At 71.5% G+C, this 22476-nt stretch carries 26 protein-coding genes and 1 pseudogene; 9 read left to right on the top strand and 18 right to left on the bottom strand.

Annotated elements, in window-relative coordinates:
* The 3 genes from ACZ6TU_RS33980 to ACZ6TU_RS33970 are packed head-to-tail and all read right to left on the bottom strand — an operon-like array spanning position 1 to position 1135.
* On the bottom strand, positions 1 to 417 hold the full coding sequence (locus ACZ6TU_RS33980; RefSeq protein WP_467679656.1) for a PRC-barrel domain-containing protein: 417 nt from the start codon (positions 415 to 417) through the stop codon (positions 1 to 3).
* A complete protein-coding gene (locus tag ACZ6TU_RS33975) occupies positions 414 to 998 on the bottom strand; it encodes a PRC-barrel domain-containing protein (protein ID WP_467679655.1) in 585 nt (194 codons plus the stop codon). The genes ACZ6TU_RS33980 and ACZ6TU_RS33975 overlap by 4 nt, the downstream gene beginning before the upstream one ends.
* On the bottom strand, positions 995 to 1135 hold the full coding sequence (locus ACZ6TU_RS33970; RefSeq protein WP_467679653.1) for a hypothetical protein: 141 nt from the start codon (positions 1133 to 1135) through the stop codon (positions 995 to 997). Before ACZ6TU_RS33970 ends, ACZ6TU_RS33975 begins: the two co-directional genes overlap by 4 nt.
* A 187-nt stretch (positions 1136 to 1322) precedes the next feature.
* On the opposite strand from ACZ6TU_RS33970, the gene ACZ6TU_RS33965 reads away from it, so the two are divergent.
* Positions 1323 to 1787: an ATP-binding protein gene (locus tag ACZ6TU_RS33965; RefSeq protein ID WP_467679652.1), complete on the top strand. Its 465-nt coding sequence runs from the start codon at positions 1323 to 1325 to the stop codon at positions 1785 to 1787.
* Between the two features lie 125 nt (positions 1788 to 1912).
* Here the strand turns inward: ACZ6TU_RS33965 and ACZ6TU_RS33960 are convergent, their stop codons facing one another.
* Entirely contained in the window at positions 1913 to 2800 is an 888-nt protein-coding gene (locus ACZ6TU_RS33960; RefSeq protein WP_467679829.1) for an RNA polymerase sigma factor SigF, read from the bottom strand.
* Positions 2801 to 3151: 351 nt separating this feature from the next.
* On the opposite strand from ACZ6TU_RS33960, the gene ACZ6TU_RS33955 reads away from it, so the two are divergent.
* Entirely contained in the window at positions 3152 to 3580 is a 429-nt protein-coding gene (locus tag ACZ6TU_RS33955) for a helix-turn-helix domain-containing protein (protein WP_467679650.1), read from the top strand.
* Between the two features lie 22 nt (positions 3581 to 3602).
* Here the strand turns inward: ACZ6TU_RS33955 and ACZ6TU_RS33950 are convergent, their stop codons facing one another.
* The 3 genes and pseudogenes from ACZ6TU_RS33950 to ACZ6TU_RS33940 form a co-directional block, all read right to left on the bottom strand.
* Complete coding sequence (locus tag ACZ6TU_RS33950) at positions 3603 to 4205, bottom strand: ClpP family protease (RefSeq protein WP_469552720.1); 603 nt, start codon at positions 4203 to 4205, stop codon at positions 3603 to 3605.
* Positions 4205 to 4846 (bottom strand): ATP-dependent Clp protease proteolytic subunit, encoded by a 642-nt coding sequence (locus ACZ6TU_RS33945; RefSeq protein ID WP_467679646.1) that lies wholly within the window; start codon positions 4844 to 4846, stop codon positions 4205 to 4207. Before ACZ6TU_RS33945 ends, ACZ6TU_RS33950 begins: the two co-directional genes overlap by 1 nt.
* A gap of 144 nt (positions 4847 to 4990) precedes the next feature.
* A pseudogene (locus tag ACZ6TU_RS33940) lies at positions 4991 to 5991 on the bottom strand (epoxide hydrolase family protein).
* Positions 5992 to 6114: 123 nt separating this feature from the next.
* Between ACZ6TU_RS33940 and ACZ6TU_RS33935 the strand changes: the two are divergent.
* Positions 6115 to 6597, top strand: coding sequence for a VOC family protein (locus ACZ6TU_RS33935; RefSeq protein ID WP_467679644.1), 483 nt, complete (start codon positions 6115 to 6117; stop codon positions 6595 to 6597).
* A gap of 42 nt (positions 6598 to 6639) precedes the next feature.
* On the opposite strand, the gene ACZ6TU_RS33930 is transcribed toward ACZ6TU_RS33935, so the two are convergent.
* The 3 genes from ACZ6TU_RS33930 to ACZ6TU_RS33920 all read right to left on the bottom strand — a co-directional run bounded on the left by ACZ6TU_RS33930 (position 6640) and on the right by ACZ6TU_RS33920 (position 9643).
* Entirely contained in the window at positions 6640 to 7515 is an 876-nt protein-coding gene (locus ACZ6TU_RS33930) for an aminoglycoside phosphotransferase family protein (RefSeq protein ID WP_467679642.1), read from the bottom strand.
* A gap of 31 nt (positions 7516 to 7546) precedes the next feature.
* Complete coding sequence (locus tag ACZ6TU_RS33925; protein ID WP_467679640.1) at positions 7547 to 8449, bottom strand: SGNH/GDSL hydrolase family protein; 903 nt, start codon at positions 8447 to 8449, stop codon at positions 7547 to 7549.
* 186 nt (positions 8450 to 8635) lie between these two features.
* Complete coding sequence (locus ACZ6TU_RS33920) at positions 8636 to 9643, bottom strand: zinc-binding alcohol dehydrogenase family protein (RefSeq protein WP_467679828.1); 1008 nt, start codon at positions 9641 to 9643, stop codon at positions 8636 to 8638.
* Positions 9644 to 9787: 144 nt separating this feature from the next.
* On the opposite strand from ACZ6TU_RS33920, the gene ACZ6TU_RS33915 reads away from it, so the two are divergent.
* Positions 9788 to 10585, top strand: coding sequence for a VOC family protein (locus ACZ6TU_RS33915; protein WP_467679638.1), 798 nt, complete (start codon positions 9788 to 9790; stop codon positions 10583 to 10585).
* Between the two features lie 34 nt (positions 10586 to 10619).
* Positions 10620 to 11318 (top strand): ribonuclease H family protein, encoded by a 699-nt coding sequence (locus ACZ6TU_RS33910; RefSeq protein WP_467679636.1) that lies wholly within the window; start codon positions 10620 to 10622, stop codon positions 11316 to 11318.
* 47 nt (positions 11319 to 11365) lie between these two features.
* Here ACZ6TU_RS33910 and ACZ6TU_RS33905 read toward each other — a convergent pair whose 3' ends face one another.
* Positions 11366 to 12469 (bottom strand): ABC transporter substrate-binding protein, encoded by a 1104-nt coding sequence (locus ACZ6TU_RS33905; RefSeq protein ID WP_469552716.1) that lies wholly within the window; start codon positions 12467 to 12469, stop codon positions 11366 to 11368.
* Positions 12470 to 12526: 57 nt separating this feature from the next.
* Positions 12527 to 13390, bottom strand: a complete 864-nt coding sequence (locus ACZ6TU_RS33900) for a helix-turn-helix transcriptional regulator (protein ID WP_469552713.1) — start codon at positions 13388 to 13390, stop codon at positions 12527 to 12529.
* 163 nt (positions 13391 to 13553) lie between these two features.
* Here ACZ6TU_RS33900 and ACZ6TU_RS33895 point away from each other — a divergent pair, with 163 nt between their 5' ends.
* Positions 13554 to 13967: a (R)-mandelonitrile lyase gene (locus ACZ6TU_RS33895; RefSeq protein WP_467679630.1), complete on the top strand. Its 414-nt coding sequence runs from the start codon at positions 13554 to 13556 to the stop codon at positions 13965 to 13967.
* Positions 13968 to 13989: 22 nt separating this feature from the next.
* On the opposite strand, the gene melC2 is transcribed toward ACZ6TU_RS33895, so the two are convergent.
* Positions 13990 to 14811 (bottom strand): tyrosinase MelC2, encoded by an 822-nt coding sequence (gene melC2 / locus ACZ6TU_RS33890; RefSeq protein ID WP_469552711.1) that lies wholly within the window; start codon positions 14809 to 14811, stop codon positions 13990 to 13992.
* A gap of 31 nt (positions 14812 to 14842) precedes the next feature.
* On the bottom strand, positions 14843 to 15205 hold the full coding sequence (gene melC1 / locus ACZ6TU_RS33885) for an apotyrosinase chaperone MelC1 (protein WP_467679626.1): 363 nt from the start codon (positions 15203 to 15205) through the stop codon (positions 14843 to 14845).
* A gap of 346 nt (positions 15206 to 15551) precedes the next feature.
* On the opposite strand from melC1, the gene ACZ6TU_RS33880 reads away from it, so the two are divergent.
* A complete protein-coding gene (locus ACZ6TU_RS33880; protein WP_469552708.1) occupies positions 15552 to 16754 on the top strand; it encodes an FAD-dependent monooxygenase in 1203 nt (400 codons plus the stop codon).
* An 89-nt stretch (positions 16755 to 16843) separates the two neighbouring features.
* On the opposite strand, the gene ACZ6TU_RS33875 is transcribed toward ACZ6TU_RS33880, so the two are convergent.
* Positions 16844 to 18619 carry a cholesterol oxidase substrate-binding domain-containing protein gene (locus tag ACZ6TU_RS33875; RefSeq protein WP_469552706.1) on the bottom strand — a complete coding sequence of 592 codons (1776 nt, stop codon included), beginning with the start codon at positions 18617 to 18619 and terminating at the stop codon, positions 16844 to 16846.
* A 103-nt stretch (positions 18620 to 18722) separates the two neighbouring features.
* Here ACZ6TU_RS33875 and ACZ6TU_RS33870 point away from each other — a divergent pair, with 103 nt between their 5' ends.
* Complete coding sequence (locus tag ACZ6TU_RS33870; RefSeq protein WP_467679621.1) at positions 18723 to 19706, top strand: aldo/keto reductase; 984 nt, start codon at positions 18723 to 18725, stop codon at positions 19704 to 19706.
* 9 nt (positions 19707 to 19715) lie between these two features.
* On the opposite strand, the gene ACZ6TU_RS33865 is transcribed toward ACZ6TU_RS33870, so the two are convergent.
* On the bottom strand, positions 19716 to 20063 hold the full coding sequence (locus tag ACZ6TU_RS33865; protein WP_469552704.1) for a hypothetical protein: 348 nt from the start codon (positions 20061 to 20063) through the stop codon (positions 19716 to 19718).
* A gap of 147 nt (positions 20064 to 20210) precedes the next feature.
* Between ACZ6TU_RS33865 and ACZ6TU_RS33860 the strand changes: the two genes are divergently transcribed.
* Positions 20211 to 20708, top strand: a complete 498-nt coding sequence (locus ACZ6TU_RS33860) for a DUF6328 family protein (protein ID WP_467679617.1) — start codon at positions 20211 to 20213, stop codon at positions 20706 to 20708.
* Positions 20709 to 20819: 111 nt separating this feature from the next.
* Here the strand turns inward: ACZ6TU_RS33860 and ACZ6TU_RS33855 are convergent, their stop codons facing one another.
* Together ACZ6TU_RS33855 and ACZ6TU_RS33850 are read right to left on the bottom strand one after the other, a co-directional pair.
* Positions 20820 to 21245, bottom strand: coding sequence for an SsgA family sporulation/cell division regulator (locus ACZ6TU_RS33855; protein ID WP_467679615.1), 426 nt, complete (start codon positions 21243 to 21245; stop codon positions 20820 to 20822).
* A gap of 66 nt (positions 21246 to 21311) precedes the next feature.
* The gene (locus tag ACZ6TU_RS33850; protein WP_467679613.1) at positions 21312 to 22352 is read right to left on the bottom strand and encodes a hypothetical protein; all 1041 of its coding nucleotides are present in this window, start codon (positions 22350 to 22352) and stop codon (positions 21312 to 21314) included.
* Between the last annotated feature and the right edge of the window lie 124 nt (positions 22353 to 22476).

The following is a 22476-nucleotide window of genomic DNA, read 5'->3' as shown; positions in this document are numbered from 1 at the left end:
TCACCCGGCACGGACCACCAGGGCGTAGTCGCCGAGGCCCAGCAGGCGATCGGCCGGCAGGTCGCCATGGGCGGTGCGGACCGCCTCGACGCGGCCGGTCTCCGGTTCGAACACGACGTCCTGGACCGTGCCGAGCTCGTCGCCCGTCTCGGTGAGGATCCTGAGGCCCGGCAGTTCGTGGTGAGGCGGCACCTCGGCCGGGGCGGCGTCCGAGCGGACCAGGACGGCGTCCGGGCCGATCGCGTGCAGGGCACCCCAGGCCAGCACGGACTCCTTGCGGGAGTGCCTGCCGCGCACCCGGACGTGGGTGACCACACCGGACGGGGCGTCGACCGTCAGGGATTTCAGGACGCCGATCTCGTCCGCATCGGTCAGTGTCAGGACCGGAAGCCCCCGCGCCTGCGAGAACAGCATCATGACGGCGTACCTTCCCGCCCTTCGTGGAAGGCGCCGACCCGGGAGGCGAAGGCCGGCAGGTCGTCGGCCACGTAGCGGGTGGCGTCCGCCGGGATCACCAGCGCCCGGCCGGAGACCGCGAGCGTCTCGCCGCGCGGCACGTACACCCGGTGCCGACGCCGCCTGGAGCCCTGCACCAGCGCCTTGCCGGCGGCGATCCGAAAGCCCACGACCCGGCCGCTGGTGCCGCCTTCGACGACCACGTCGAGCACCGTGCCCACCTCGGCGCCCTCGTCGGTCAGCACCTTCGCGTGCAGCACCCGGCCCTGCTGGGCCTCCCGGCGGGCCACCACGACGGGCATGTCCGCCAGGGCACCGGCGTCGACGATCATGACCGCGTCACGACCCAGCGAGTGCACGGCCGCCCAGGGCAGGCTCTTCTTCAGCGGACCCGACAGCAGCCCCCGGCCGCTGAGTGTGAAGCCGGTGACACGCCCGGCGGCGGCGTCGAAGACCGTGTCCTTGACCTGCGCGACGGCCTCGCCGCCCAGGGTGACCACCGGCAGCGTCGTCAGGCTCCGTGCCGCCATCAGCTCGTTCATCGCTGGCCCTTCCCGTCGGGCCGGCGCCGTACCGCGATGACCGTCCCCGACCGCCGGCCGGCCTGCACGGCGAGCGTCACCACGGCGACGGCGGCGAGCGCCGCGACCACCACGACCAGCCACATCCACCAGACCACCGCGCACCTCCGGCGACCGGACCGGCCGCCCTCGGCCGGTCCCGATTCCTCCCCGGGTGCCCCGCGGACAGGGGACAATGCCCAGGGCACCGGACGGGCCGAAAACCTGTCAGGACTGCGAAGCCCGGCTCGGGGTACGAGCACTGTGCAGAGCGTCCGGCCAGCCCGGCTTCCCGGAGAGAAACGAATGATCGACCACCTGGACGGGGCAGTGATACCGACTGGTTTCGACGTGCCCGTGGAACCGCTGAGGCGGGCGGCACACTACACCGGCGAGCAGGGCTGCATCGCCGAGGCGCGTTCCTTCGCCGCGCTCTTTCTCGACCAGCTCAGGACCGAGTGGTGCGCGCGCATCGACAACCGGGTCGACGGCGCGGTGCAGCTCGTCGTGAGCGAGCTGGTCACCAACGCGGACCGGCACAGCAACGGGCCGTACATCCTGGAGCTCGTCGGCACGGACACCGCGGTGACGGTGTCGGTCTACGACAGCAGCTCCGCACTGCCCCGCATCTTCCCCCGCAACCCCGAGCGCGTCGGGCGGCACGGCCTGGAGATCGTCCACGCGCTCGCGGAGCGGGTCAGCGTGGAGCGGGTGCCGGTGGGCAAGCGGGTGCGCGCCGTGCTGCCGCTCACCGACGAAACCGATGGCTGAGCCCTCCACCGCTGAGCCCCCCACCGAGGGGTGAGCCGTCCGTCCGGGGCCCCGGACCACCGGAGCAGTGGCGGGTGCCGTCCCACTCCCGCGTGTGGGGACGGCACCCGCTGGTCCCGACCGCGTCAGGCGCAGCCCAGTTCGCCCAGCATGCCCTCGCGCAGTCGCGTGATGATCCGCTTGATCAGGCGGGAGACGTGCATCTGCGAGCAGCCCAGCCGCTCCCCGATCTCCGCCTGTGTGGCCTCCTCCACGAACCGCATGTGGAGGATCTGCCGGTCGCGCTCGGTGAGCTCCGCCATCAGCGGGGCGAGCGAGTGGAAGTCCTCGACGAGCCGCAGCCCGTCCTCCTCCACGCCGATGAAGTCGGCCAGGACCGCCTCGCCGCCCTCCGGGCCGTCGCCGGTGAGCGCGGCGTCCAGCGACGAAGAGTTGTAGCCGTTGGCGGCGATCTGCCCCTCGACGACCTCCTTCTCGGAGATGTTCATCAACGTGGCCAGCTCGGTGACCGTGGGTTCGCGGTCCAGCCGGCTGGCGAGTTCCTCGCGGGCCTTGGCCAGCTCCACGCGCAGTTCCTGAAGCCGCCGCGGTACGTGCACCGCCCACGTCGTGTCCCGGAAGAACCGCTTGATCTCACCGACGATGTACGGCAGCGCGAAGGAGGTGAACTCGACCTCGCGCGACAGCTCGAACCGGTCGATGGCCTTGATCAGGCCGATCATGCCGGTCTGGACGATGTCCTCCATGTCGTCGCCGCGGCCCCGGAACCGGCCGGCCGCGAACCGCACGAGCGACATGTTCATCTCGATCAGCGTGTTGCGCGCGTACTGGTACTCGTGCGTGCCCTCTTCGAGTTCCGTCAGGCGCTGGAAGAACTGGCGGGACAGCTCCCTGGCGTCCCGGGGAGCCACGGACCGCGGGTCCACGATTCCCGGCAGTCCTCCGTCACCCGTGCCGGCCTCCGCGTTCTCTTCGACGACCTGTGCCTGCGACCGGATCACGGCGGTCTCCATTACCTCTCCCATGAACGTCACGGCGGACATCTGCCTAGGTTCTTCCGGGTTGCGGGTACCCGGTTATGTGCTGCTCATGCCCGGCGATCGGTCGAGCGGCGGAAAAGTCGGTGGCGTGCGGCCGCCGGGGCCGTCGAGTACACCTGGTTCCATCGCGTCAGGGCCGCCGGACCCGAGCGACGAGACGATCACGCTGCGGGACATGCCGGCGCACGTGATCGAGGAGCAGACAGACCGCCGGGCGGAGTCAGACTCTGCCAACCCCGCCTGGCCACCTGCCCGTTCGGCGATTCCACCCAGGGCGGAATGCCGGCCCCTTCCCCTGACGACCACGACTCCTAGGCTGGAGAAGTGAGCAACCACGTGCCGAACGAAGCCCGCGTCATCCCCCTGCGCCCGCCCGGCGCACGCCCCCAGGCCGCCCGTCCGGCCAGCGCTCCGGCACGCCAGGGGCCGCCGGCTCCCGCGGTCAAGGAGCCTCTGTGGCGTGACCTGGTCGGTGACGTCCTGCGGCGCGAACGTCTCGCGCAGGAGCGGACCTTGAAGGACGTCGCCGACGAGGCACGGATCTCCATGCCGTACCTGTCGGAGGTGGAGCGCGGCCGCAAGGAGGCCTCCTCGGAGGTCCTCGCGGCCGCCGCCCACGCCCTCGGACTGAGCCTCGGCGACCTGCTTTCGAGGGCGCAGGGCGAACTGGTCCGTGTCACCTCGCGGTACACGGGCGGCAGCCGCCGCGGGGCGTCCCCCTCGTCGTCCGAGGGACTGTGCATGGCCGCCTGAGCCCGGTGGGCCGGCCGGCGCCTCAGACCCGCACGAGTCGCCGGCTGAGCACCTCGTCGGCCAGCCCGTAGTCCACCGCCTCCTGCGCGGTGAACACCTTGTCGCGGTCCATGTCGGCCCGCAGGGTCGCCACGTCGTGGTGGGTGTGCCGGGACAGCACCTCCTCCACCTGGGAGCGGATCCGCACCATCTCCTTGGCCTGGAGCGACAGGTCGGACGCCGTGCCACGCGCTCCGCTCGAGGCCGGCTGCCCGAGCAGCACGCGCGCGTGCTCCAGCACGAACCGCCGTCCGGCATCCCCGCCGGCCAGCAGCACGGCCGCCGTGGAGGCCGCCTGCCCGACGCAGAACGTCGAGATCGGCGCCTGTACGTACGTCATGGTGTCGTAGATGGCCATGAGCGAAGGGAACGAGCCGCCGGGGGAGTTGAGGTAGATCGAGATCTCGCTCTCCGGGGACGACGACTCCAGATGGAGGAGCTGTGCGATGACGACGTTGGCGACGCCGTCGTCGATCTCGGTGCCGAGGAAGATGATCCGCTCGGACAGCAGCCGGCTGAACACGTCGTAGGACCGCTCGCCCTGCGGGGTGCGCTCGACGACGTTCGGAATCGTGTACGTACCCATCACTGGAGCCCCATCCTGCGCCGGGTGGCCGCCGGGCGGATGTCCGCGAGGGACTCCAGAACCCGGTCCACCATGCCGTACTCCCTGGCCTCCTCGGCCGTGAACCAGCGGTCCCGGTCGCCGTCCCGGGAGATGGTCTCCGGAGTCTGTCCGGTGTGCTCGGCGGTGATCCGCTCGATGGTCCGCTTGGTGAACTCCAGACTCTCCGCCTGGATCTCGATGTCGGCGGTGGTGCCGCCGATGCCCCCCGACGGCTGGTGCATCATGACGCGCGCGTTCGGCAGGGAATAGCGCTTGCCCGGGGTGCCGACGCAGAGCAGGAACTGGCCCATGCTGGCGGCGAAGCCCATGGCCAGGGTGGAGACGTCGTTGGGGATCAGCCGCATCGTGTCGTAGATGGCCAGGCCCGCGTGCACCGAGCCGCCGGGGCTGTTGATGTACAGACTGATGTCGGTGCGCGGGTCCTCCGCGGACAGGATCAGCAACTGGGCGCAGACCCGGTTCGCGGAGACCTCGTCCACCTGCGTGCCCAGCAGCACGATGCGCTGCGCGAGCAGCTGGGCAGCAAGGTGGTCGTCGAACCGGGTCGGAGGGGTGTCGCCCTCCTCCGCCCGCGGGGCGAGTGTCGTGAGTGGAGTCATCGGTTCTCCTCGTCGTGGCAGAAGTGCCGCGGACGTGCCGCGGATGTGCCGTCGACTCCACTCTTGACCTCGGACGATGCCCGCAGACCGTTTCTCTGCCCTCGGCAGATCCGCTCCCGGCAGAGCCCCTTCGTACAGCCGGTCTCAGCCCTTCTCGCGCAGCTCCCGGAAGAACGCCCGCACATCGCCGACCAGCAGGTCGGGCTCCTCCATCGCCGCGAAGTGCCCGCCGCGGTCGAACTCCGTGGCGTGCGCCCGCTCGGAGTGGATCCGGCGGACGAAGCCGCCCCTCCGGCAGCTCGTCCGAGTCCGTCCACTCCCGGAACTTCTCAACGATCCAGGCGAGTTGGCCCACGGGCGAGTCCACGAGCGCGTACGCCAGGGTCTGCGGCCGGGGCGACTGGAGCACGGCGTACCCGGTGCCCTCGCGGGACCAGTCGCGCCGGCGTCGCCACGACGTGAGGGCGCGCTCCCGCTCCTCGGGGCCGAGCGCGTCCGGTTCCTCCGGGGCCGGCTCGGTGGCCTGCCGGCCGCCCGGCAGCAGATCGAGATGTACGTCGGTGACGCGGTCGGGACGAGCCCGCCCCAGTTCGCGGAAGGTCGCCGCACCCCAGTCGCCGCCCTGTGCGCCGAACCGCTCGTAGCCGAGCCTGCATCAGTTCGGCCCACGCGTCGGCGACCCGGCCCGCCTCCCAGCCCGTCTCCCGGGTGGAACCGGACAGCCCGAACCCCGGGATGCCCGGTACCACCACGTGGAACGCGTCGGCCGGATCACCCCCGTGCGCGGCGGGACCGGTCAGCGGACGGACCACGTCGAGGAACTCCACGATCGGGCCGGGCCAGCCCTGGGTGAGGATCAGTGGGGTGGCGTCCGGCTCGGGGGACCGTACGTGGGCGAAGCGGACGGTCGCGCCGTCGATCCTGGTCGTGAACTGCGGCCATTCGTTCAGCCGCGTCTCGGCGGTCCGCCGGTCGTACTCGTTCCGCCAGTACCGGACCGGCTCGCGCAGGTACGCCGTACGCGCATCCCGTGCCGGGCAGCTCGTCAGGCCGGCCGGTGCGGTCGTGGAGGTCGTCGAGGTCGCTCTGCGGTATGTCGAGGCGGAAGGCCGGATGCCGCTGTCGGAGGGCGGGGACGTCGTCATGACCGCGACGCTGGACGCGGGCCTGACGCCGCCCCAGCGAAATAATCAGCGGCCCGGCCGATGAGTTTCCCGGCGTGGACCGGTCGACACAGATGACAGCGATCCACGCTCCAGGAGGTACTCATGGCATCCGACGGTTTCACCACGTGTCTCTGGTTCGACGGCCGGGCCGAGGAGGCTGCCCACTTCTACGTCTCGATCTTCAAGAACTCCAGCGTCGGAAAGATCGCCCGCTACCCCGAGGGAGCGCCCCAGCCCGCCGGCGGCGTGATGACCGTCGAGTTCACGGCCAACGGCCACAGGTTCATCGGGCTCAACGGCGGCCCCCAGTTCACGTTCACCGAGGCGGTCTCCTTCATGATCTTCTGTGAGAACCAGGAGGAGATCGACTACTACTGGACCAAGCTCACCGAGAACGGCGGCGAGCCCGGCCCCTGTGGCTGGCTGAAGGACCAGTACGGCGTGTCCTGGCAGGTCGTCCCCGACCGGCTCGACGACATGATCACCGACCCGGACCCGGCGAAGGCGGCCCGCGTGACCGAGGCGTTCATGGCGATGAGCAAGTTCGACATCGCGGTGCTGGAGAAGGCGTACGCGGGCGAATGACACGCCCCCCGGACAGGGGCGGGAACCCTTTCCTTTCCGCCCCTACCGGGACTCGGCCAGGATCTCTCTGATCACATGCCGCGAGTTCTCCGCGACCGGCGGGTTCGTCTCCCAGTAGTACGGCAGCGCGATGACCGCGATCGACAGGGCCCAGCCCCGCCCTCGCGCCCATTCGGCCTCGTCCGCGCCCACGGCCTCGCGGAAGACACCGCGGACCTCGGCGGGCAGCACACACCAGGCGCCGATGAGGTCGGCGGCGGGGTCGCCCACCCCCACCGTGCCGTAGTCGATCACGGCGGTCAGCCGTCCGCCGCTGACCAGCAGGTTCCCTGCCATCAGATCGCCGTGCGCCCAGACCGGCGGCCCGGCGTACTCCGGGGCGCGCAGGGCTTGCTCCCACAGGTCAGTCACCTTCGCGGTGTCGATCCGCCCCGCCAGCTGCGCGAGCGCCTCACGCACGAACCGGTCCCGGGTCGCCAGAGGCACGCCCCGGTACCCGATCGGGCCTTCCTCCGCGTCGATCCGGCGCAGGGCCGCGACGTACGCCCCGAGGTCCTCGGCGAGCAGCCGGGGTTCCTCCAGCGCACCGGGCACCGGGTTGTGACCGTCCAGCCAGCCGTACACCGCCCAAGGCCACGGGAAGTCGTCGTCGGGCTCACCCCGCCCGAGAGGATCGGGCGCGGCGGCGGGCAGCCCTGGTGCCAGCCGGGGCAGCCAGCGCAGTTCGTGCGTGATGCCCTCTACGGCGCGGGGATGCCGGGGGAGCCGTACGACCTTGTCCGCACCGAGGCGGAACATGGCGTTCTCCGTCCCGGAGGACTCCAGGCGCCGTAGGGGCAGTCCTGCCCACCGCGGGAACCGTCCCGCGATCATCCGGCCGACGAGCGAGACGTCGATGTCCACTTCGTCCTCATGCATTCGCACCGCGCACATGGCGCCATTCGAGCGGTCAACTCGCCGACTGTCGAATGGTTTTCGTGACCTCCCGGGCGATGCGCAGGATGCCGGGGGAGCGGACCGGGCAGGGCTTCGGCGTGGACGTCGTGGGCGCCAGGCAGAAGTGCAGGTAGTCGTCGTCCCGGTGCAGGGCCGTCCGGTCGCGGGACGGCTGAGTGCAGTAGTCGGGATGGGCGCGCTCGTAGGCGGTGCACGGCAGGTACTGCGTCCAGGCGTAGCGGTCCGAGCCCGGACTCACCGCTTTCCCGGCGTCGGCGACGATGCCGCCCGACGTGGCGGCCAGCCGCTCGTACAGTCCGTTCACCCGGCGCACCCGGTCGGGCGTGATCGGATCCGGGCCCTGGAGCACCCACACGATCCGCGGCCGGTGGGACCCGCCGGCTGTCGCGATCTGCTCGACGAGCCTGCGCGCGTCGGCCTCGTACCGTTTGAAGTACCGCTCCCGCGAACCGTCGTACGTGATCCCGTCCATGCACCAGGTGAAGTCCCAGGCGTTGCCCCAGAACTGCAACACCACGAAGTCCGGACGCAGCGACCGCACCAGGGCGGCCGCCTTGTCCCGGGCCGGTACGAGGGACCGCTCGGCCGTGCCCTCCAGGTAGTCGCACAGGGTGGTGCCCGAGTAAGGGGCGCTCGTGTACTTCGCGCGCAGGTCCCGGCGCAGCTCCTGGCCGAGAACCTTGTGGTTCTCCATGGCGAGCGAGTCGCCGAGGTACAGAACGGTCGGCGCCTTCACGGGGGGCCGGGCGCTCGGGGAGGCGGGGGCCCGCTGGTGGGTGGTCGCGGACGCCTCCGGAGCGGACGGCGGGGGAGTCTCGGGCCCGGACGACGGATCGCTGCACGCACCGAGCAGCAACCCCGCCACCAGCGCCCCCACGATCCACGGTCTGCGCATACGGCAACTCCCGCCCCGGGCCGGTGAAACGGCTCCCCAGGCAAGCACAGCCGGACCCCTGGGGGAAGACGCGCGTCGGCCACGGATCGCGTCCGCGGCCGACGACGTGACGGCGGGTCAGACCTGGTCGGCGGCGATCAGCAGGTACTGGAAGCTGCCGTACTTGCCGTCCCCCCCCCGCTCACTTCACGACAAGTCGTTCACCAGCACCGCCGCGCCGTCGAACCGCCCGGCCTTGAGATCCGCGAGCGCCTCCACGGCCCGCGACAGCGGATACGGATGCGTGGTGGCGCGTACGCCGTACCTCGCCGCGAGGGTCAGGAACTCGCGGCCGTCCTCCCGCGTGCTGGAGGCGACGCTGCGCAACTGCTTCTCGTGGAAGAGCTCGGTCTCGTAGTGCAGGGGAGGCGTGTCGGTGAGGTGGATGCCGGCGATGGCCAGGACACCGCCGCGGTCCAGGGCGCGGAGGGCGACCGGGACCAGCTCGCCGACGGGAGCGAACAGGATCGCGCTGTCCAGCGGCTCCGGCGGTCCCGCGTACGCGTCCTGCGCGGAGGCGGCGCCCAGCTCCAGCGCCAGCCGCCGGGCGGCCGCACCGCGCGTCATGACGTGCACGGTGGCGCCCTCGGCGAGCGCCACCTGCGCGCACAGATGGGCGCTGCCCCCGAAGCCGTACAGCCCGAGCCGTCCGCCGGGCGGCAGCCCCGCCCGCCGCAGCGCCCGGTGGCCGATGATGCCCGCGCACAGGAGGGGAGCGAGGGCCACGTCCAGCACGCCGTCCGGCAGCCGGTAGGCGAACGCCTCCGGCACCGTCGTGTACTCCGCGTAGCCGCCGTCGGCATACCAGCCCGTGTACTCGGAGCGGGGACACAGGTTCTCCGCGCCGCGCGCGCAGTACGCGCAGCTGCCGTCGGTGCGGCGCAGCCAGGCCACACCGACCCGGTCGCCCACCGCGAAGCCGCGCACCGCCCCGCCCGCCCCGGCCACCACCCCGACGACCTCGTGACCAGGCGTGACACCCGCCAGGCGCACGGGCAGGTCGCCCTCGACGACGTGCAGATCGGTGCGGCACACACCGCAGGCGCGCACCCGCACCAGCAGCTCGTCGTCCGCGGGCACCGGCACCGGTTTCTCGACCAGTCGCAGAGACCCCTCCACGACCGGGCCCGGGCGTACCACCGACCACGCGCGCATCGTCCCGTTCGCCATGCCGCCGCTCCCCGTCTGCCGAAGGCCCCCGCCCAGTCTGCGACGGAACCGCCCGTTCGGCGCGCGGGTCGGCCGCCGGGTGACTAGCGTGAGGAAACGGACCGTCCACCCATTCGGAGGGCCGCAGCCATGGCCGTGCAACCTGAAGGAAGCCCGTGCTGGGCCGACGCGATGTTCGGTGACCTCGAAGGGGCCAAGAGCTTCTACGGAGACGTCCTCGGCTGGACCTTCGCCGAGGCGTCCACGGAGTTCGGCAACTACACCGAGGCCTATTCGAACGGCAAGGCGGTCGCCGCCGTCGTCCCGCCCATGCCCGGCCAGGAGGGCCAGTCTCAGTGGTGCCTGTACTTCGCGGCCCGGGACGCCTCCGCCACCGCCGCCCGGATCCGTGACAACGGCGGTGAGGTGCTGATGGAGCCGATGCAGGTCGGCGACTTCGGCACCATGTGCCTGGCCCGCGACCCCAGCGGCGTCGTCTTCGGTGTCTGGCAGGCGGGCACCCACGAGGGCTTCGACACGATGGCCGAACCGGGTGCCTACACATGGGCGGAGGTGTTCACGCGCGAGCCCGAGAAGTCCGACGCGTTCTTCCCCGCCGTCTTCTCCTACAAGCAGAAGGAGATGGAGCACGAGGCGATGGACTTCCGGATCTACGACCTCGGCGACCGCAGCGTGCTGGGCCGGATGAAGATGACGGACGACTTCCCGCCCGAGGTGCCGCCGTACATCAACGTCTACTTCGCCGTCGAGGACTGCGACGACGCCGTCGCGAAGGCCACCAAGCTCGGCGGCGTCCTCCGGTTCGGGCCCATGGACACCCCGTTCGGCCGGTTCGCGGCCATCAGCGACCCGCAGGGCGCCAACTTCTCGGTCATCGACATCACCAGGACCGAGGGCGAGATGCCGAAGACGACCGACGTGAGCTGAGGACCTCCGGCCGGACGGCCCACGCGGCCATGGCATGATCGGGGCCATGCGTGAACGTGTTGTGGCCGCGTGTGACGGGGCTTCGAAGGGAAATCCCGGGCCCGCGGGCTGGGCCTGGGTCGTCGCCGACGCTTCCGAGAGCCCGGTGCGCTGGGAGGCGGGGCCGCTCGGCAAGGCCACCAACAACGTCGCGGAACTCACCGCGCTGGAGCGCCTGCTGACGGCGACCGACCCGGACGTGCCGCTCGAGATCCGGATGGACTCGCAGTACGCGATGAAGGCCGTCACCACCTGGCTGCCCGGCTGGAAGCGCAACGGCTGGAAGACGTCCGGCGGAAAGCCGGTCGCCAACCAGGACCTCGTCGTGCGCATCGACGAGCTCCTGGACGGCCGCTCGGTCGAGTTCCGCTACGTGCCCGCCCACCAGGTCGACGGCGACCGGCTCAACGACTTCGCCGACCGCGCCGCCAGCCAGGCAGCCACCGTCCAGGAGCCCGCGGGCAGCGGCCTCGGCTCCCCCGAGCCGCCGCCCGCGCCGGACACCCCGGCCAAGTCCCCGCGCTCCCGGCCACGCGGCGGCGCGGCCCGCACCGCGAAGGCCTCCTCGCGCACCATCAAGGCCAAGTTCCCCGGCCGTTGCCAGTGCGGCCGCTCCTACGCGGCCGGTGAGTCCATCGCCAAGAACGACCGCGGCTGGGGCCACCCGGAGTGCCGCACGGCCGAGACCGTCTGACCGGCCTCTCGGCCGACAGATCTGGTCGGTCGGACCTCTCCGCTCTCTCAGCCGGTGTGGAGGACCCGAAAGCGATCGGGTTCCGCCGGATCTCGATCAACGACTTGGACCGGCGCCGAGGCCCATTGCCACACGCTGATGCCAGGCGTGCGGGCGAACCGGATCTGCCCGCGGGTGCCCTCCACGGCGACGCGTGGCCAGGATTCGGCCGTGCGCGCCCGGTCCACGCCGTGAGAACGCAGCACATCGGCGAGGACGGCGACCGTGTCGTAGCCCTCGAAGGCCACGAAAGAGGGCGCTTCGCCCAGCCGTTCGCGCAGGGCCGTCTCGACTCCCGCACCGAGTGGGCTGAGGCGTTCGGGCAGGTAGCGCAGGAACGGGATCGCGGCGCCGTCGTCGCCCAGCAGTGTCGCCCATTCGGCGAACTCCGGTTGCCCGGCCGGAGCGCCGATCATGATCTCGGCGAGGCGCTGGTCGCGGCGGACGGACCGGACGACCGGCACGGCCGGCTCCGGGTGGCCGACCAGAAGAAGAAGGGCCGTCGCACGGTGGCCGACGAGTTCGTCGCACACGGCCGTCGGGGTGAACGCGCTCATGTCGAGTTCGATGACGGCGCCGCCGCGTGACGTGAGGTAGTCCCGCAGAATGCGGGTCCCGGATGCCCAGTAGACACTCGGCTGGGCTGCCACGGCGATGCGGCTGTGGCCCGCGCCGAGGAGGAAGTCCGCGTAGATCCGCCAGCCGCGGGACTGAGGCGGGGAGAGGCGCGCGACCCATTCCGTCGGCTGTTCGGTGAGCGCGTCGAGAACCGCTGACGAGCAGAGGAACGGCAGGCCGAGGGCGTCGGCCCTGCCGGCAGCGGCGCGAGCGACGACGCTGTGATACTCGCCTGCCAGGGCAGCCACGCCCAGCCGAGCCAGTTCCTCTACGGCCGCCGCGGCCTTCTGCGGATCAGCCGCGGTATCCCGGACCGCCAGCTCCAGTGGCCTTCCGACGATCCCGCCGGCGTCATTGACGTCGCGAACGGCCAGCTCGAGTCCGGCGAGCAGGTGTCTGCCTGCCTCGACCCAGCCAGGCCGGGTCAGCGGAACGAGAGCGCCGATCCGGACGGGTGATCCGTCAGTCCGCACTTGGGTGATCATGCCGGACATTCATCCACCGCCATCACCGATGGGCAACCGGTTATGTGTTCGCGCCGAGGCCGCCGTTCAGCCGCGGCCGGCGGCAGCGGACGCGTTCTCGGTGGACGCCCACGCGGCCAGCAGCTGCAGCGCGTCGTGGGCCGGGGTGGCGGGCTCGGCGGAACAGGCGGTCAGGGTCAGGCCCGGCTGCGCTGGCAGTTCCATCGCGTCGAAGTCGAGGGTCATCTCTCCGATGGCCGGGTGGCGGAAGGCTTTGCGGCCGGTGTGGTGCAGGCGCACGTTGTGCTTGGCCCAGGCGGCGCGGAACTCCTCGCTGCGGGTGACGAGTTCCCCGATCAGCCCGGTCAGGCTGATGTCGCCGGGAGCCCGTCCGGCCTCCGTGCGCAGCAGGGACACCGTGGTGTTCAGGGACTCCTCCCAGTCGGGGAAGAAGTCCCTGCCCGCGGGGTTCAGGAACTGGAAGCGGGCGATGTTGACCGTCTGAACGCCGTGATCGGCGAACAGGGGCGCGTACAGCGCGCGCCGCAGGTGGTTGACGGCGAGGATGTCGAGGCGCCCGTTGCGGATGAAGGCCGGTGAGTCCGTCATGGAGTCCAGCACACGCAGCACACTGTCCGGCAGAGGGCCGGGGGCGCGTTTCGTGCGGCGGGCGGGACGCCTGGCGACGGCGCGGGCCAGGTCGTACAGGTGGGCACGCTCGGCGTCATCCAGCCGCACGGAGTCGAGGACCTCCTCGGAAGCGCCGGCGAGGCGACCGCGCTCCAGACGGACGTAGTAGTCGACGCTGACCCCGGCGAGCAGCGCGACCTCCTCACGCCGCAGCCCCGGCACGCGCCGGTTGCCCCCGTAGGCGGGCAGACCGGCCTGCTGCGGGGTGATCTTCGCGCGCCGGGAGGTGAGGAACTCGCGGATGTCGCTCTCGGTACTCACGCGTCCAGGCCAGGTCGGCCGGCCCGGCTGAGGGGGGTCCTGTCAGCACCTGGAACGACCGTGCCTTCCCCGCTCGACTGACCTGCGGTTTCCTCGAAGACAGTGGATCTGCCGGAACGCGCGTGGATCTACCGGAACGTACTCGCGACCGAGGAGAAAAGTCGTGGAACACATCACGGAAACCCCCACCGTCAAGGCCCCGGCCGAGCGCTTCACCGGCGAGGTCTACCTGAACCCGATCGAGGCGCCCGCCGACCCGGCTCGTCTGGCGTCCGCGCTGGTGCGCTTCACCCCCGGTGCCCGGACGAACTGGCACTCCCACGCCAAGGGCCAGGTCCTGTACGTCACCGACGGTGTCGGCCTGGTCGGCACCCGCGACGGCGACGTGGTGCGGATCACCGCCGGTGAGACCGTCAGGTGCCCGGCCGGCGAGGAGCACTGGCACGGCGCCACCGACACCACCCTCATGGCCCACATCGCCATGGTCGTCGGCGACGAGAGCGGGGACGGCACCACCTGGCTGGAGCCCGTCACCGACGACCAGTACACCGCCGCCCTGGCCACCATCGGCCGCTGACAGCCGACAACACGCCTGGGCGTCAGCCGTCGAACGTGTAGTGAGCCGTGTGGTCCAGCAGATCCGCCGGGCTCGTGTCGTGCCACGGCCTCATGGTCTCGCGCAGGTCGATCACGTCCGGCGTGCCCGCGGCCGGCAGATAGCCGGAGCCCGGGTGCCGCCGCTGCCACTCGGCCCACAGCTTGTCGATGTACGCGTGGTGCAGCCAGAACACCGGGTCGTTGGGGGACACCCCGGTGGCCATCTGCCCGCCCACCCAGACGTGGACGCGGTTGTGCAGGTTGACGCCCCGCCACCCTTCGAGGTGATTGCGGAAACCGTCCGAGGCGCTGTTCCAGGGCGCCATGTCGTACGTGGGTATCGACAGCACCGACTCGACCTCGGCCGGCGTCGGCAGCCCGCGCCCTCCGGCACCGAGGGACCGCCGCAGGAACGTACGGCCGTCGACCCGCACGTTGATCGGCCAGTTCCCTGAGGACGCGGAGAAGGGTCCGTCCGTGACCCGGCCGTCCCGCTCGCGTCCGGTGCCCCCGAGGAAGTCGGGAGCCCACAGCGAGGCGCGCGGCGAACGGTCGACGCTCCAGTCCCAGTACGGCAGGGCCACCGACGCGTCCACCGACTGCAACGCCCGTTCGAATTCCAGGAGGAATCTTCGGTGCCAGGGCAGGAAGGACGGTGAGCGGTGCCCCGTCCGCTCGCCGTCGTCGGTGTCGGAGACGATGAACGCGTTGTGCGTCGTGACGAAGTCGTCGTAGCGGCCGCTGCGCTTCAACTCCAGGAGCGCGGCGACGAAACGCCGCTTCTCGTCGGCGGTCAGGGCGGACTGGTTCTTGCGGACGGTCATGTGCGGGAGCTCCGGGTATCTTGCGGGCAGGTCAGTTGGCGGGGAAGGGCAGTAGTGGCGCGCCCTGGAGCTCGTCCACGGCTGCGCGGGCGGCGGCGCGCGGGGTGGGCACGGGGTCGTAGTGGCTGACGACGCTGATCCAGGTGCCGTCGGCGTTGCGCATCACGTGCAGTTCCACGCCGTCGACGAACACCCCGTATCCCGCGCCGTGGTGGTGACCGCCTCCGGCGGCCGGACGGCCCTGTATCCGGCGGCCCTTGTAGACCTCGTCGAAGGTCCCGTGGGAGTCGTGGTGCCCGGCGGCCATGGCCGGGGCGCCGGCCGACCATGTCCCCGCGGCCGTGGCGACGACGGCCGCGGCGGTGAGCGCATGGCGACGGCTGAGTTCCGGCATGCGGACCTCCTGAGTTCGTTCGGCTGATGACCCCACATGCCTATCGGCCCGTCCGGTACCGGGAGAAATCCACCCGAGCCGGTTGGCTATGAATCGGACAAGTGCCCTTATGTCGTAGAAGATTGAACAAAGATGATCTTGCTGTGAAGGGCCCCCGGGCAGGCGCGGAAGGGGAAGTTCCGCACGCGGCGAGTGCCGTGGCGGATGTTTCTCCCCGTGTGGCCCGTTGTCCGTGGGGCGCGTCACGCCGAGAAGCTGACGCGATTCGGCGGTCCGGCCGATGATGCTTTTGTCCTGCTACTCTGCGTCCGCAATCGACCGCTCTCGGTAATCATCAGGGGTGTGTGTGAAGGTCGCCTGTGTCGGCGGCGGGCCCGCCGGTCTGTATCTCTCGATCCTGCTGAAGAGGCAGGATCCGTCCCACGACATCACCGTCCACGAACGCGACCCGGAGGGCTCGACCTACGGCTGGGGCGTGACGTACTGGCGCGGACTGTACGACCGACTCCACGAGCAGGACCCCGAGTCCGCGCGCGCCCTCGACCGCGACTCCGTCCGCTGGTGTGACGGCGTCGCCCACGTCCGGGACCTGACGGCCAGGCACAGCGGCGACCAAGGGCACGGCATCGGCCGCCACCGGCTGCTGGAGATCCTCGCCGCCCGGGCCCGCGAGCTCGGCGTACGCCTGGAGCATGAGCGCGAGATCACCGCCGCCGACCTGCCCGACGCCGACCTGGTCGTGGCGGCCGACGGTGTCCGCAGCGCCCTGCGCACCCACCACGCCGCACACTTCGGCACGGAGGTCACGACCGGGCGCAACCCGTACGTCTGGCTCGGCACCACGAAGGTCTTCGGCGCCTTCACCTTCGCCTTCGCCGAGACCGATCACGGCTGGATCTGGTGCTACGGCTACGGATACGGCCCCGACCGCAGCACCTGCGTCATCGAGTGCGCACCCGAGACCTGGACCGGACTGGGACTGGACCGGGCGGGCGAGGACGACGGGCGGGCGCTGCTGGAGAAGATCTTCGCCGGCGTCCTGGACGGCCATCCCCTGCTCGGCCGCACCGGCGGCACGCCCTGGCAGACCTTCCGCACCCTCACGAACCGCACCTGGTACCGCGACAACCTCGTCCTGCTCGGCGACGCCGCCCACACCACGCACTACTCCATCGGCGCCGGCACCACTCTCGCCCTGGAGGACGCGATCGCCCTGGCCGCCGCGCTGCGCGAGCACTCGGCACTCCCTCAGGCTCTCGCCCGCTACGAGCGGGAACGCAAGGCTGCCCTCCTGCCCGTGCAGAGCGCGGCCCGCTACAGCGCCCAGTGGTACGAGAACCTCCCGCGCTACATGCGACTGCCACCGGAGCGGATGTTCGCCCTGCTCGGCCAGCGGCACTCACCCCTGCTGCCCCACGTCCCGCCGCAGCTGTACTACCGGCTCGACCGGGCGGCCGGGCAGCTGGAGCCGCTGCGCCGGTTCAAGCGCTGGCTGGGCCCGAAGGTCGCGCGGACGGTGCACGCGCGGGCGCTGGCCGCCCGCGAATAGGCGCCCGCGCGAGCATGCTGCAGGGAGGTGCGGGCGAGCACCGCCGACGCCCTGGTGGACCGCTACGCGCCGGGCCGTGCAGGCGCCCCTCACTCCTCGGCGGCCTGGCCGAACAGCCGGTCCAGGAAGGCATTGCCGTAGACGCGGTGCGGGTCCAGCCGGTCCAGCACCGCGTCCGCCTCGGCCCACTCGGCCGAACCGACCGCGGCCGGCACCACCGAGCCCAGCACCTCCTCGTCGCTCCACACCCCGTCGTCCGTGTACGCCCACCCCTTGGACCACTCCACCCGGGTCAGGGCGGACCTGCCGTCGTACGCGCGCAGCAGGAACCGCTCGATCTCGCGCAGGAACGCCTCCGCGTCCGGCGTGCCCGGCAGCGTCAGGATGTCCAGCCACACGGCCGTGTCCCACTCGGGGTGGTCCTCGCGCGGCCGGAGCGCGGACAGCAGCGGCGGACGGGCCCCGGCCACCCCGGAGTCGCCCGGCTCGTCCAGTCCGGTCACCCGGATCTCCACCGACCCGTTGACCGGGAAGCTGCCCCGGGCCGCGTACGCCGTCAGCCGCTCCCGGTAGAACGCGGCGAACTCGGAGAGGACCTTCTGCACCTGGTCCCTGGACGTGAGCACGGCATAGCCGTTCGCGTGGACACGCAGAGTGGTCGGTTTCAGATACAGCAGCGTGTTCTTGGACGGCCCCCAGATGTCGCCGGACAGCGTCGCCACCAGCCCGAGCGCGGCCGCGTCGTACTGCGCGGTGCCGAGCACCGGCGCCAGATACCAGGCCGCTTCCGACGTCATACGGCCCACCAGCTCCGCCACGGGGGTCGGGACGTTGTCGGAGAACGGGTAGTTGTACGGCCGCCTCACGTGCCGTGAGGTCAGCGGCCGGGTGGGGGAGACGCTCCACACCTTGAGCCAGGGATGCTCGGTGAAGGCGAACCAGATCGCCTCGACCCGCCCGGCCTCCTCCAGGAAACTCGCGAACGTGCGCCCGTTCCCGGAACCGGGCGCGGCGAACAGTTCGCCGGCCGGGATGTCCGTACGGCTCACGCACCGCAGGTTGGTGTCGGCGCCCGCCTGCAGCACCACCTCGGTCACCAGGGACCGCCCGAGATGGGCCAGCAGTGCGGCACAGTCCGCTTCGTCACGGTGGAACGTGCGCAGCGCGTACTCGCCGGACCGGGAGTCCCACACCACGGCCGTCAGGGACAGGATCAGGTTGCTCAGTGAGCCGTACGTGTGCCCCGGCAGGCGTCGCTCGCCCCGCGCGGGAACGGCGGTGCCGTGCGCGTCGATCGCCAGGGCGCCGCCCAGGGTGAGGACACCGGGAGCGGGTGCCGCCGTGACACCGAGGCCGTGCTCCTCCAGGAAGGTGAGCAGAGCCTCCATGGTCACGCCGGTGCCGGCGCGCACGACGACCGGCGAGTCCAGGGCGAGGCCGGTGAGGTGGAGCGCGGTGTCGACGAGGAGAACGGGCGCTCCGGACGGTGTCCCCTCCGTCACCGTCAGGGGCGACCAGCCGTGCGAGGCGCCCCGGGCGCGCACCCGCCACCCGTGCCGCCAGGCCCAGTTGACGACGTCGACCACCTGGCCCGGGCTTCCCGGCGCGCAGGCCCACAGGCCGTCGGCGGTGATCTCGCCGACCCAGTTCCGATACGCCGAGCGGTACAGCGCGACGTCCGCCGGGAAGTCCGGCAACTCCGCCGCGGCGGCGGCCGGATCCGCCGGCAGCCCCGGCACCGCGGCCAGCGCGGCCGCGGTGAGGAGGAAACCCCGGCGCGTCCAACGCGCCTCGTCCGAGGGGAAGTTGCTCCCTGAACCAGTTGTCACGTCAAGCCACGCTAGGGGCCCGTTGACACGTGACATATCCCTGCCGACTCTATTCACTCGTGTGAGTGAATCGGGCAGGGATGGCGGCCCGGAGCGAGATACTCCGCGCGCGGCCGTGACGGATGACAGACTGACACCCATGGACGAGCGCACATTCGACAGGTCGGGTCAGCACGCTTCCGTCGTCGGTCTCGGTACGTGGCAGCTGGGTGCCGACTGGGGGGACGTCGACGACAAGGAAGCCCTCGCGGTGCTGGAGGCGGCGGCCGAGGCAGGGGTGACCTTCTTCGACACCGCCGACGTGTACGGCGACGGCCGCAGCGAGCAGACCATCGCCGCGTTCCTCAGCGGCAGGCCGGACCTGCACGTCCTGGTCGCCACCAAGATGGGCCGCCGCGTCGACCAGATCCCCGAGAACTACGTCCTCGACAACTTCCGCGCCTGGAACGACCGCTCCCGGCGCAACCTCGGCGTCGACCGCATCGATCTGGTGCAGCTGCACTGCCCGCCGACGCCCGTCTACTCCACGGACGAGGTGTTCGACGCCCTCGACACCCTGGTCGAGGAGGAGCGCGTCGCCGCGTACGGCGTCAGCGTCGAGACCTGTGCGGAGGCGCTGACCGCGATCGCCCGGCCGAACGTGGCGAGCGTGCAGATCATCCTCAACCCGTTCCGCATGAAGCCCCTGAGCGAGGTACTCCCGGCCGCCCGCGAGGCGGGCGTCGGCATCATCGCCCGCGTCCCGCTGGCCTCCGGCCTGCTGTCGGGCAAGTACACGCGGGACACGGTCTTCCCCGAGAACGACCACCGCACCTACAACCGGCACGGCGAGTCCTTCGACGTGGGCGAGACCTTCTCCGGCGTCGACTACGTCACCGGTGTCGAGGCGGCCGCCGAGTTCGCCGCGCTCGCCCCCGAGGGCTGCACCCCGGCCCAGCTGGCCCTGCGCTGGATCATCGACCAGCCGGGCGTCACGACCGTGATCCCCGGCGCCCGCTCACCCGAGCAGGCCCGCGCCAACGCGGCCGCCGCCCGCCTGCCGGAGCTGTCCGGCAAGACGCTGACGGCGATCCGCGACCTCTACGACCGGCGGATCAAGGGCCAGGTGGGATCCCGCTGGTGAGGCGCGCCCTCACGGCACCAGGAGCAGCTGCCTCTCCTGCTCCTGGTCGCCGGAGGCGGCACCGTCGTCGCGGGCCGTGAAGGCCCGGGTGAGCGTGTCGCTCGCCCGCCGCACCGCCTCCGGGGCGCCCTGCACATTGACGGTCACCGGGGCGGACAGGCGCTCGGTGCCCTCCCCGGCGCTCCCGGCGGGACTCGCGTCCGTGCCGCCGTCGAAGGTCGCCATGTGTACCGTCGCGTTCTCGTCGGCGGGCAGCTCGTCCGGCGCTCCGAACGTGCCTTCCAGGACCCGTACGACCGCTCGTGCGTCGTCGGCGCCCCCGCCGCTGAGCGTGACGGTGAGCTGCGTACCGGACATGCGTCCACGACCTCCTCGGGCTGTGCGTCAGTCGCCGTCCGTGTAACCGTCTCCTGATCGCTCAAACCGCCGTGCGGGCGGGGACGACGGCCGCTTACGGGGAACCCGCGTGAGAGAAGCACTCACGTCTCACACCGGGGAGGAACAGTGGCGGACACGGCAGAGGGCGCGCCCAGGCGCCGGGGGCGCAACGAGACGGAGGAGGAGAGAGCCGACCGGATGTGGCAGGAGCTCATCCAGGAGGTCCGCGTGGCCCAGATGGGCGTGCAGATCCTGTTCGGCTTTCTGCTCACCGTGGTGTTCACCGAGAAGTACGACGACCTGACCGACACGGACCAGACGATCTACCTCGTGACGGTCGTCCTCGGCGCGTGCGCGACAGGGGCGCTCATCGGGCCGGTGTCCCTGCACCGCCTCGTCTCGGGGCGGCGCGTCAAGCCCCAGGCGGTGAGGCTGGCCTCCCGGCTGACGCTGCTCGGCCTCGTGCTGCTGCTCGCCACGACGACCGCCTCACTGCTGCTGATCCTGCGCGTGGCGACGCACGACGACTTCGTGCCCTACCTCGTCGCCGGCGTGGTCGGCTGGTACCTGCTGTGCTGGTTCGCCCTGCCTCTGTGGACCCGGCACCGCCACACGGCCAAGTGACGGCCGGCCGTACCGTCGCCGGCCGCCGGTCCCTCGGCGTACGTGCAGTCGCCGCCCACGATCAGCACCACGGCGTGGACGGCCCGGCGGCCGGCACGGCTCGTCCCCGGATCAGCCCCCGGCGATGACGTCCGCCAGGAAGTCGTCGACGCGGACCTCCTCGCGGCCCGGCGGGACCACCTCGTGGGTCTCCCGCAGGAACGCCGAGAACGCCGGGGCCCATGCGAACACCACCGCGTGGTGGCGGCCGCCGTCGGGGCGGGCGTCACCGAGGAACTCCATGCGCAGCTCCTGCCACATGCCCAGCGACTCGGGACGCATCCGCACGTCCCCCACCCCGACCGGACGCCGCAGCGCCTCGCCGAGCATCTCGCGGTCCAGCTGCCAGCGGGCGAGGACACGGCCGTCGTGGCTGAAGACGACGGTGACGGCGAACGGGTCCGCGGCGTCGTAGCTCAGGTGGGCGAGCACGGAGAAACGGTCCGTGTCACCCGCCTGGAGCTGCACCACCAGGGTCTTGTGCACGAAGGAGTTCACGAGAGGGCCTCCGGGAAGAACCAGCCGACGTAGAGCCCTCTAGTACCCCCCATACGCACAAGATGCTCAGCCCTCCGGGTGATTCCCGCGGGCACCGCGCAGGGACTCGATGCACACGGCCACAGCCCGCTGGAGCTCCTCCAGACGCTGGACCATGTCGTCCTCGTAGAACTCCCCGGCGTCGTCGAAGGTCAGTTCCTCGAAGACCTTGGTCGCCTTCTGGAGGCTGCTGTAGAACTTCGTGCGCCGCTCCCGCACCCGCAGCCCCGGGTCGGTCTCGACGGTCTCGACGACGAGGGACTTCATGGTGTCGTACGCCTCGGCGGCCCACTCGCCGGCGTCCTCGCCCTCGTCCAGCTCGTCGATGAGCGACAGGTGCCGCTCGGCCTCCTGGCGGAGGTCGGCCGGTGCGTCCACGGTCTGCCCGGCGGGCGTCCTGATCTGCCCCGACTCGGCGATCTGGCGCACGTAGCCGATCCGGTCGGCCGCCCTGCTCTCGCCGGCGACGGCCTTCTTGAGCTCGTCCGTGCGTACGACGTCACGGGCCAGCTCGGACTGGAGTTCGGGGTCCTCCCGGACCCGGTCCAGGAGGGCCTGGCGGGCCGCGCGGGCGGTGGCGGGGTCGGCGAGGATCGCGGCGCGCAGAGCGGTGGGGTTCTCCGCGACCTCCAGCGCCTTCGTGGGCCGGATGCCCTCCGCCTCGGCGGCCTCGGCGATGGCGGTGCCGCGCTCGGACGTGGCACCGGAGCGGGAGACGTAGTAGCTCAGCCACACGTCGGCGTCCGGCAGTTCCACCTCCTGACCCGGCGTCAGGGCCTCGAAGTGCGGGACCATCCCGTCGTCGGCCGCCCGGTCCCACGCCTTGTAGTAGCGCATGACGCGCTCGGGGGAGCACCCGGCGAGCTCCGCGAACTCCTTCGCCGACACCTTCGGCGTCTCGTCCGAACCCTGCCCGCCGGGCCGCACGCTGCGCGCCACCTTCAGCCCGAAGGCCCATCCTCCGGTCCGGGCGTACGCCCCGAACTCCCGCGCGTCCCGCGCGATCAGGTCGGAGACGGGCGCCGACGGCGCGGGGGACGTCTCGGGCGGGGTGAGGGCGACGGTCACGGACGACTCTCCTGGGGGCGGTACGGATCGGGCTGCACGCTGTGCGGACGGCAGCCTATCGGCACCCGCCGGCCTCGCCGTTCACCGTCTGCGCAGGCCGGGGGCCGTAAACGGGTTTCCCCGC

The sequence above is a fragment of the Streptomyces sp. NPDC052064 genome (assembly GCF_055585925.1).
This window is presented reverse-complemented; position numbering and strand designations above follow the sequence as displayed.

What these genes read in the sequence shown, in the direction of transcription:
- ACZ6TU_RS33915 (WP_467679638.1), top strand. Translation starts at nt 9,788, where the DNA reads ATGGCCGTGCAACCTGAAGGAAGCCCGTGCTGGGCCGACGCGATGTTC.
- ACZ6TU_RS33960 (WP_467679829.1), bottom strand. Translation starts at nt 2,800, where the DNA reads ATGGAGACCGCCGTGATCCGGTCGCAGGCACAGGTCGTCGAAGAGAAC.
- ACZ6TU_RS33875 (WP_469552706.1), bottom strand. Translation starts at nt 18,619, where the DNA reads ATGTCACGTGTCAACGGGCCCCTAGCGTGGCTTGACGTGACAACTGGT.
- ACZ6TU_RS33905 (WP_469552716.1), bottom strand. Translation starts at nt 12,469, where the DNA reads ATGTCCGGCATGATCACCCAAGTGCGGACTGACGGATCACCCGTCCGG.
- ACZ6TU_RS33975 (WP_467679655.1), bottom strand. Translation starts at nt 998, where the DNA reads ATGAACGAGCTGATGGCGGCACGGAGCCTGACGACGCTGCCGGTGGTC.
- ACZ6TU_RS33965 (WP_467679652.1), top strand. Translation starts at nt 1,323, where the DNA reads ATGATCGACCACCTGGACGGGGCAGTGATACCGACTGGTTTCGACGTG.
- ACZ6TU_RS33945 (WP_467679646.1), bottom strand. Translation starts at nt 4,846, where the DNA reads ATGACTCCACTCACGACACTCGCCCCGCGGGCGGAGGAGGGCGACACC.
- ACZ6TU_RS33935 (WP_467679644.1), top strand. Translation starts at nt 6,115, where the DNA reads ATGGCATCCGACGGTTTCACCACGTGTCTCTGGTTCGACGGCCGGGCC.
- ACZ6TU_RS33950 (WP_469552720.1), bottom strand. Translation starts at nt 4,205, where the DNA reads ATGGGTACGTACACGATTCCGAACGTCGTCGAGCGCACCCCGCAGGGC.
- ACZ6TU_RS33910 (WP_467679636.1), top strand. Translation starts at nt 10,620, where the DNA reads ATGATCGGGGCCATGCGTGAACGTGTTGTGGCCGCGTGTGACGGGGCT.
- ACZ6TU_RS33980 (WP_467679656.1), bottom strand. Translation starts at nt 417, where the DNA reads ATGATGCTGTTCTCGCAGGCGCGGGGGCTTCCGGTCCTGACACTGACC.
- melC1 (WP_467679626.1), bottom strand. Translation starts at nt 15,205, where the DNA reads ATGCCGGAACTCAGCCGTCGCCATGCGCTCACCGCCGCGGCCGTCGTC.
- ACZ6TU_RS33865 (WP_469552704.1), bottom strand. Translation starts at nt 20,063, where the DNA reads ATGTCCGGTACGCAGCTCACCGTCACGCTCAGCGGCGGGGGCGCCGAC.
- melC2 (WP_469552711.1), bottom strand. Translation starts at nt 14,811, where the DNA reads ATGACCGTCCGCAAGAACCAGTCCGCCCTGACCGCCGACGAGAAGCGG.
- ACZ6TU_RS33870 (WP_467679621.1), top strand. Translation starts at nt 18,723, where the DNA reads ATGGACGAGCGCACATTCGACAGGTCGGGTCAGCACGCTTCCGTCGTC.
- ACZ6TU_RS33930 (WP_467679642.1), bottom strand. Translation starts at nt 7,515, where the DNA reads ATGCATGAGGACGAAGTGGACATCGACGTCTCGCTCGTCGGCCGGATG.
- ACZ6TU_RS33925 (WP_467679640.1), bottom strand. Translation starts at nt 8,449, where the DNA reads ATGCGCAGACCGTGGATCGTGGGGGCGCTGGTGGCGGGGTTGCTGCTC.
- ACZ6TU_RS33920 (WP_467679828.1), bottom strand. Translation starts at nt 9,643, where the DNA reads ATGCGCGCGTGGTCGGTGGTACGCCCGGGCCCGGTCGTGGAGGGGTCT.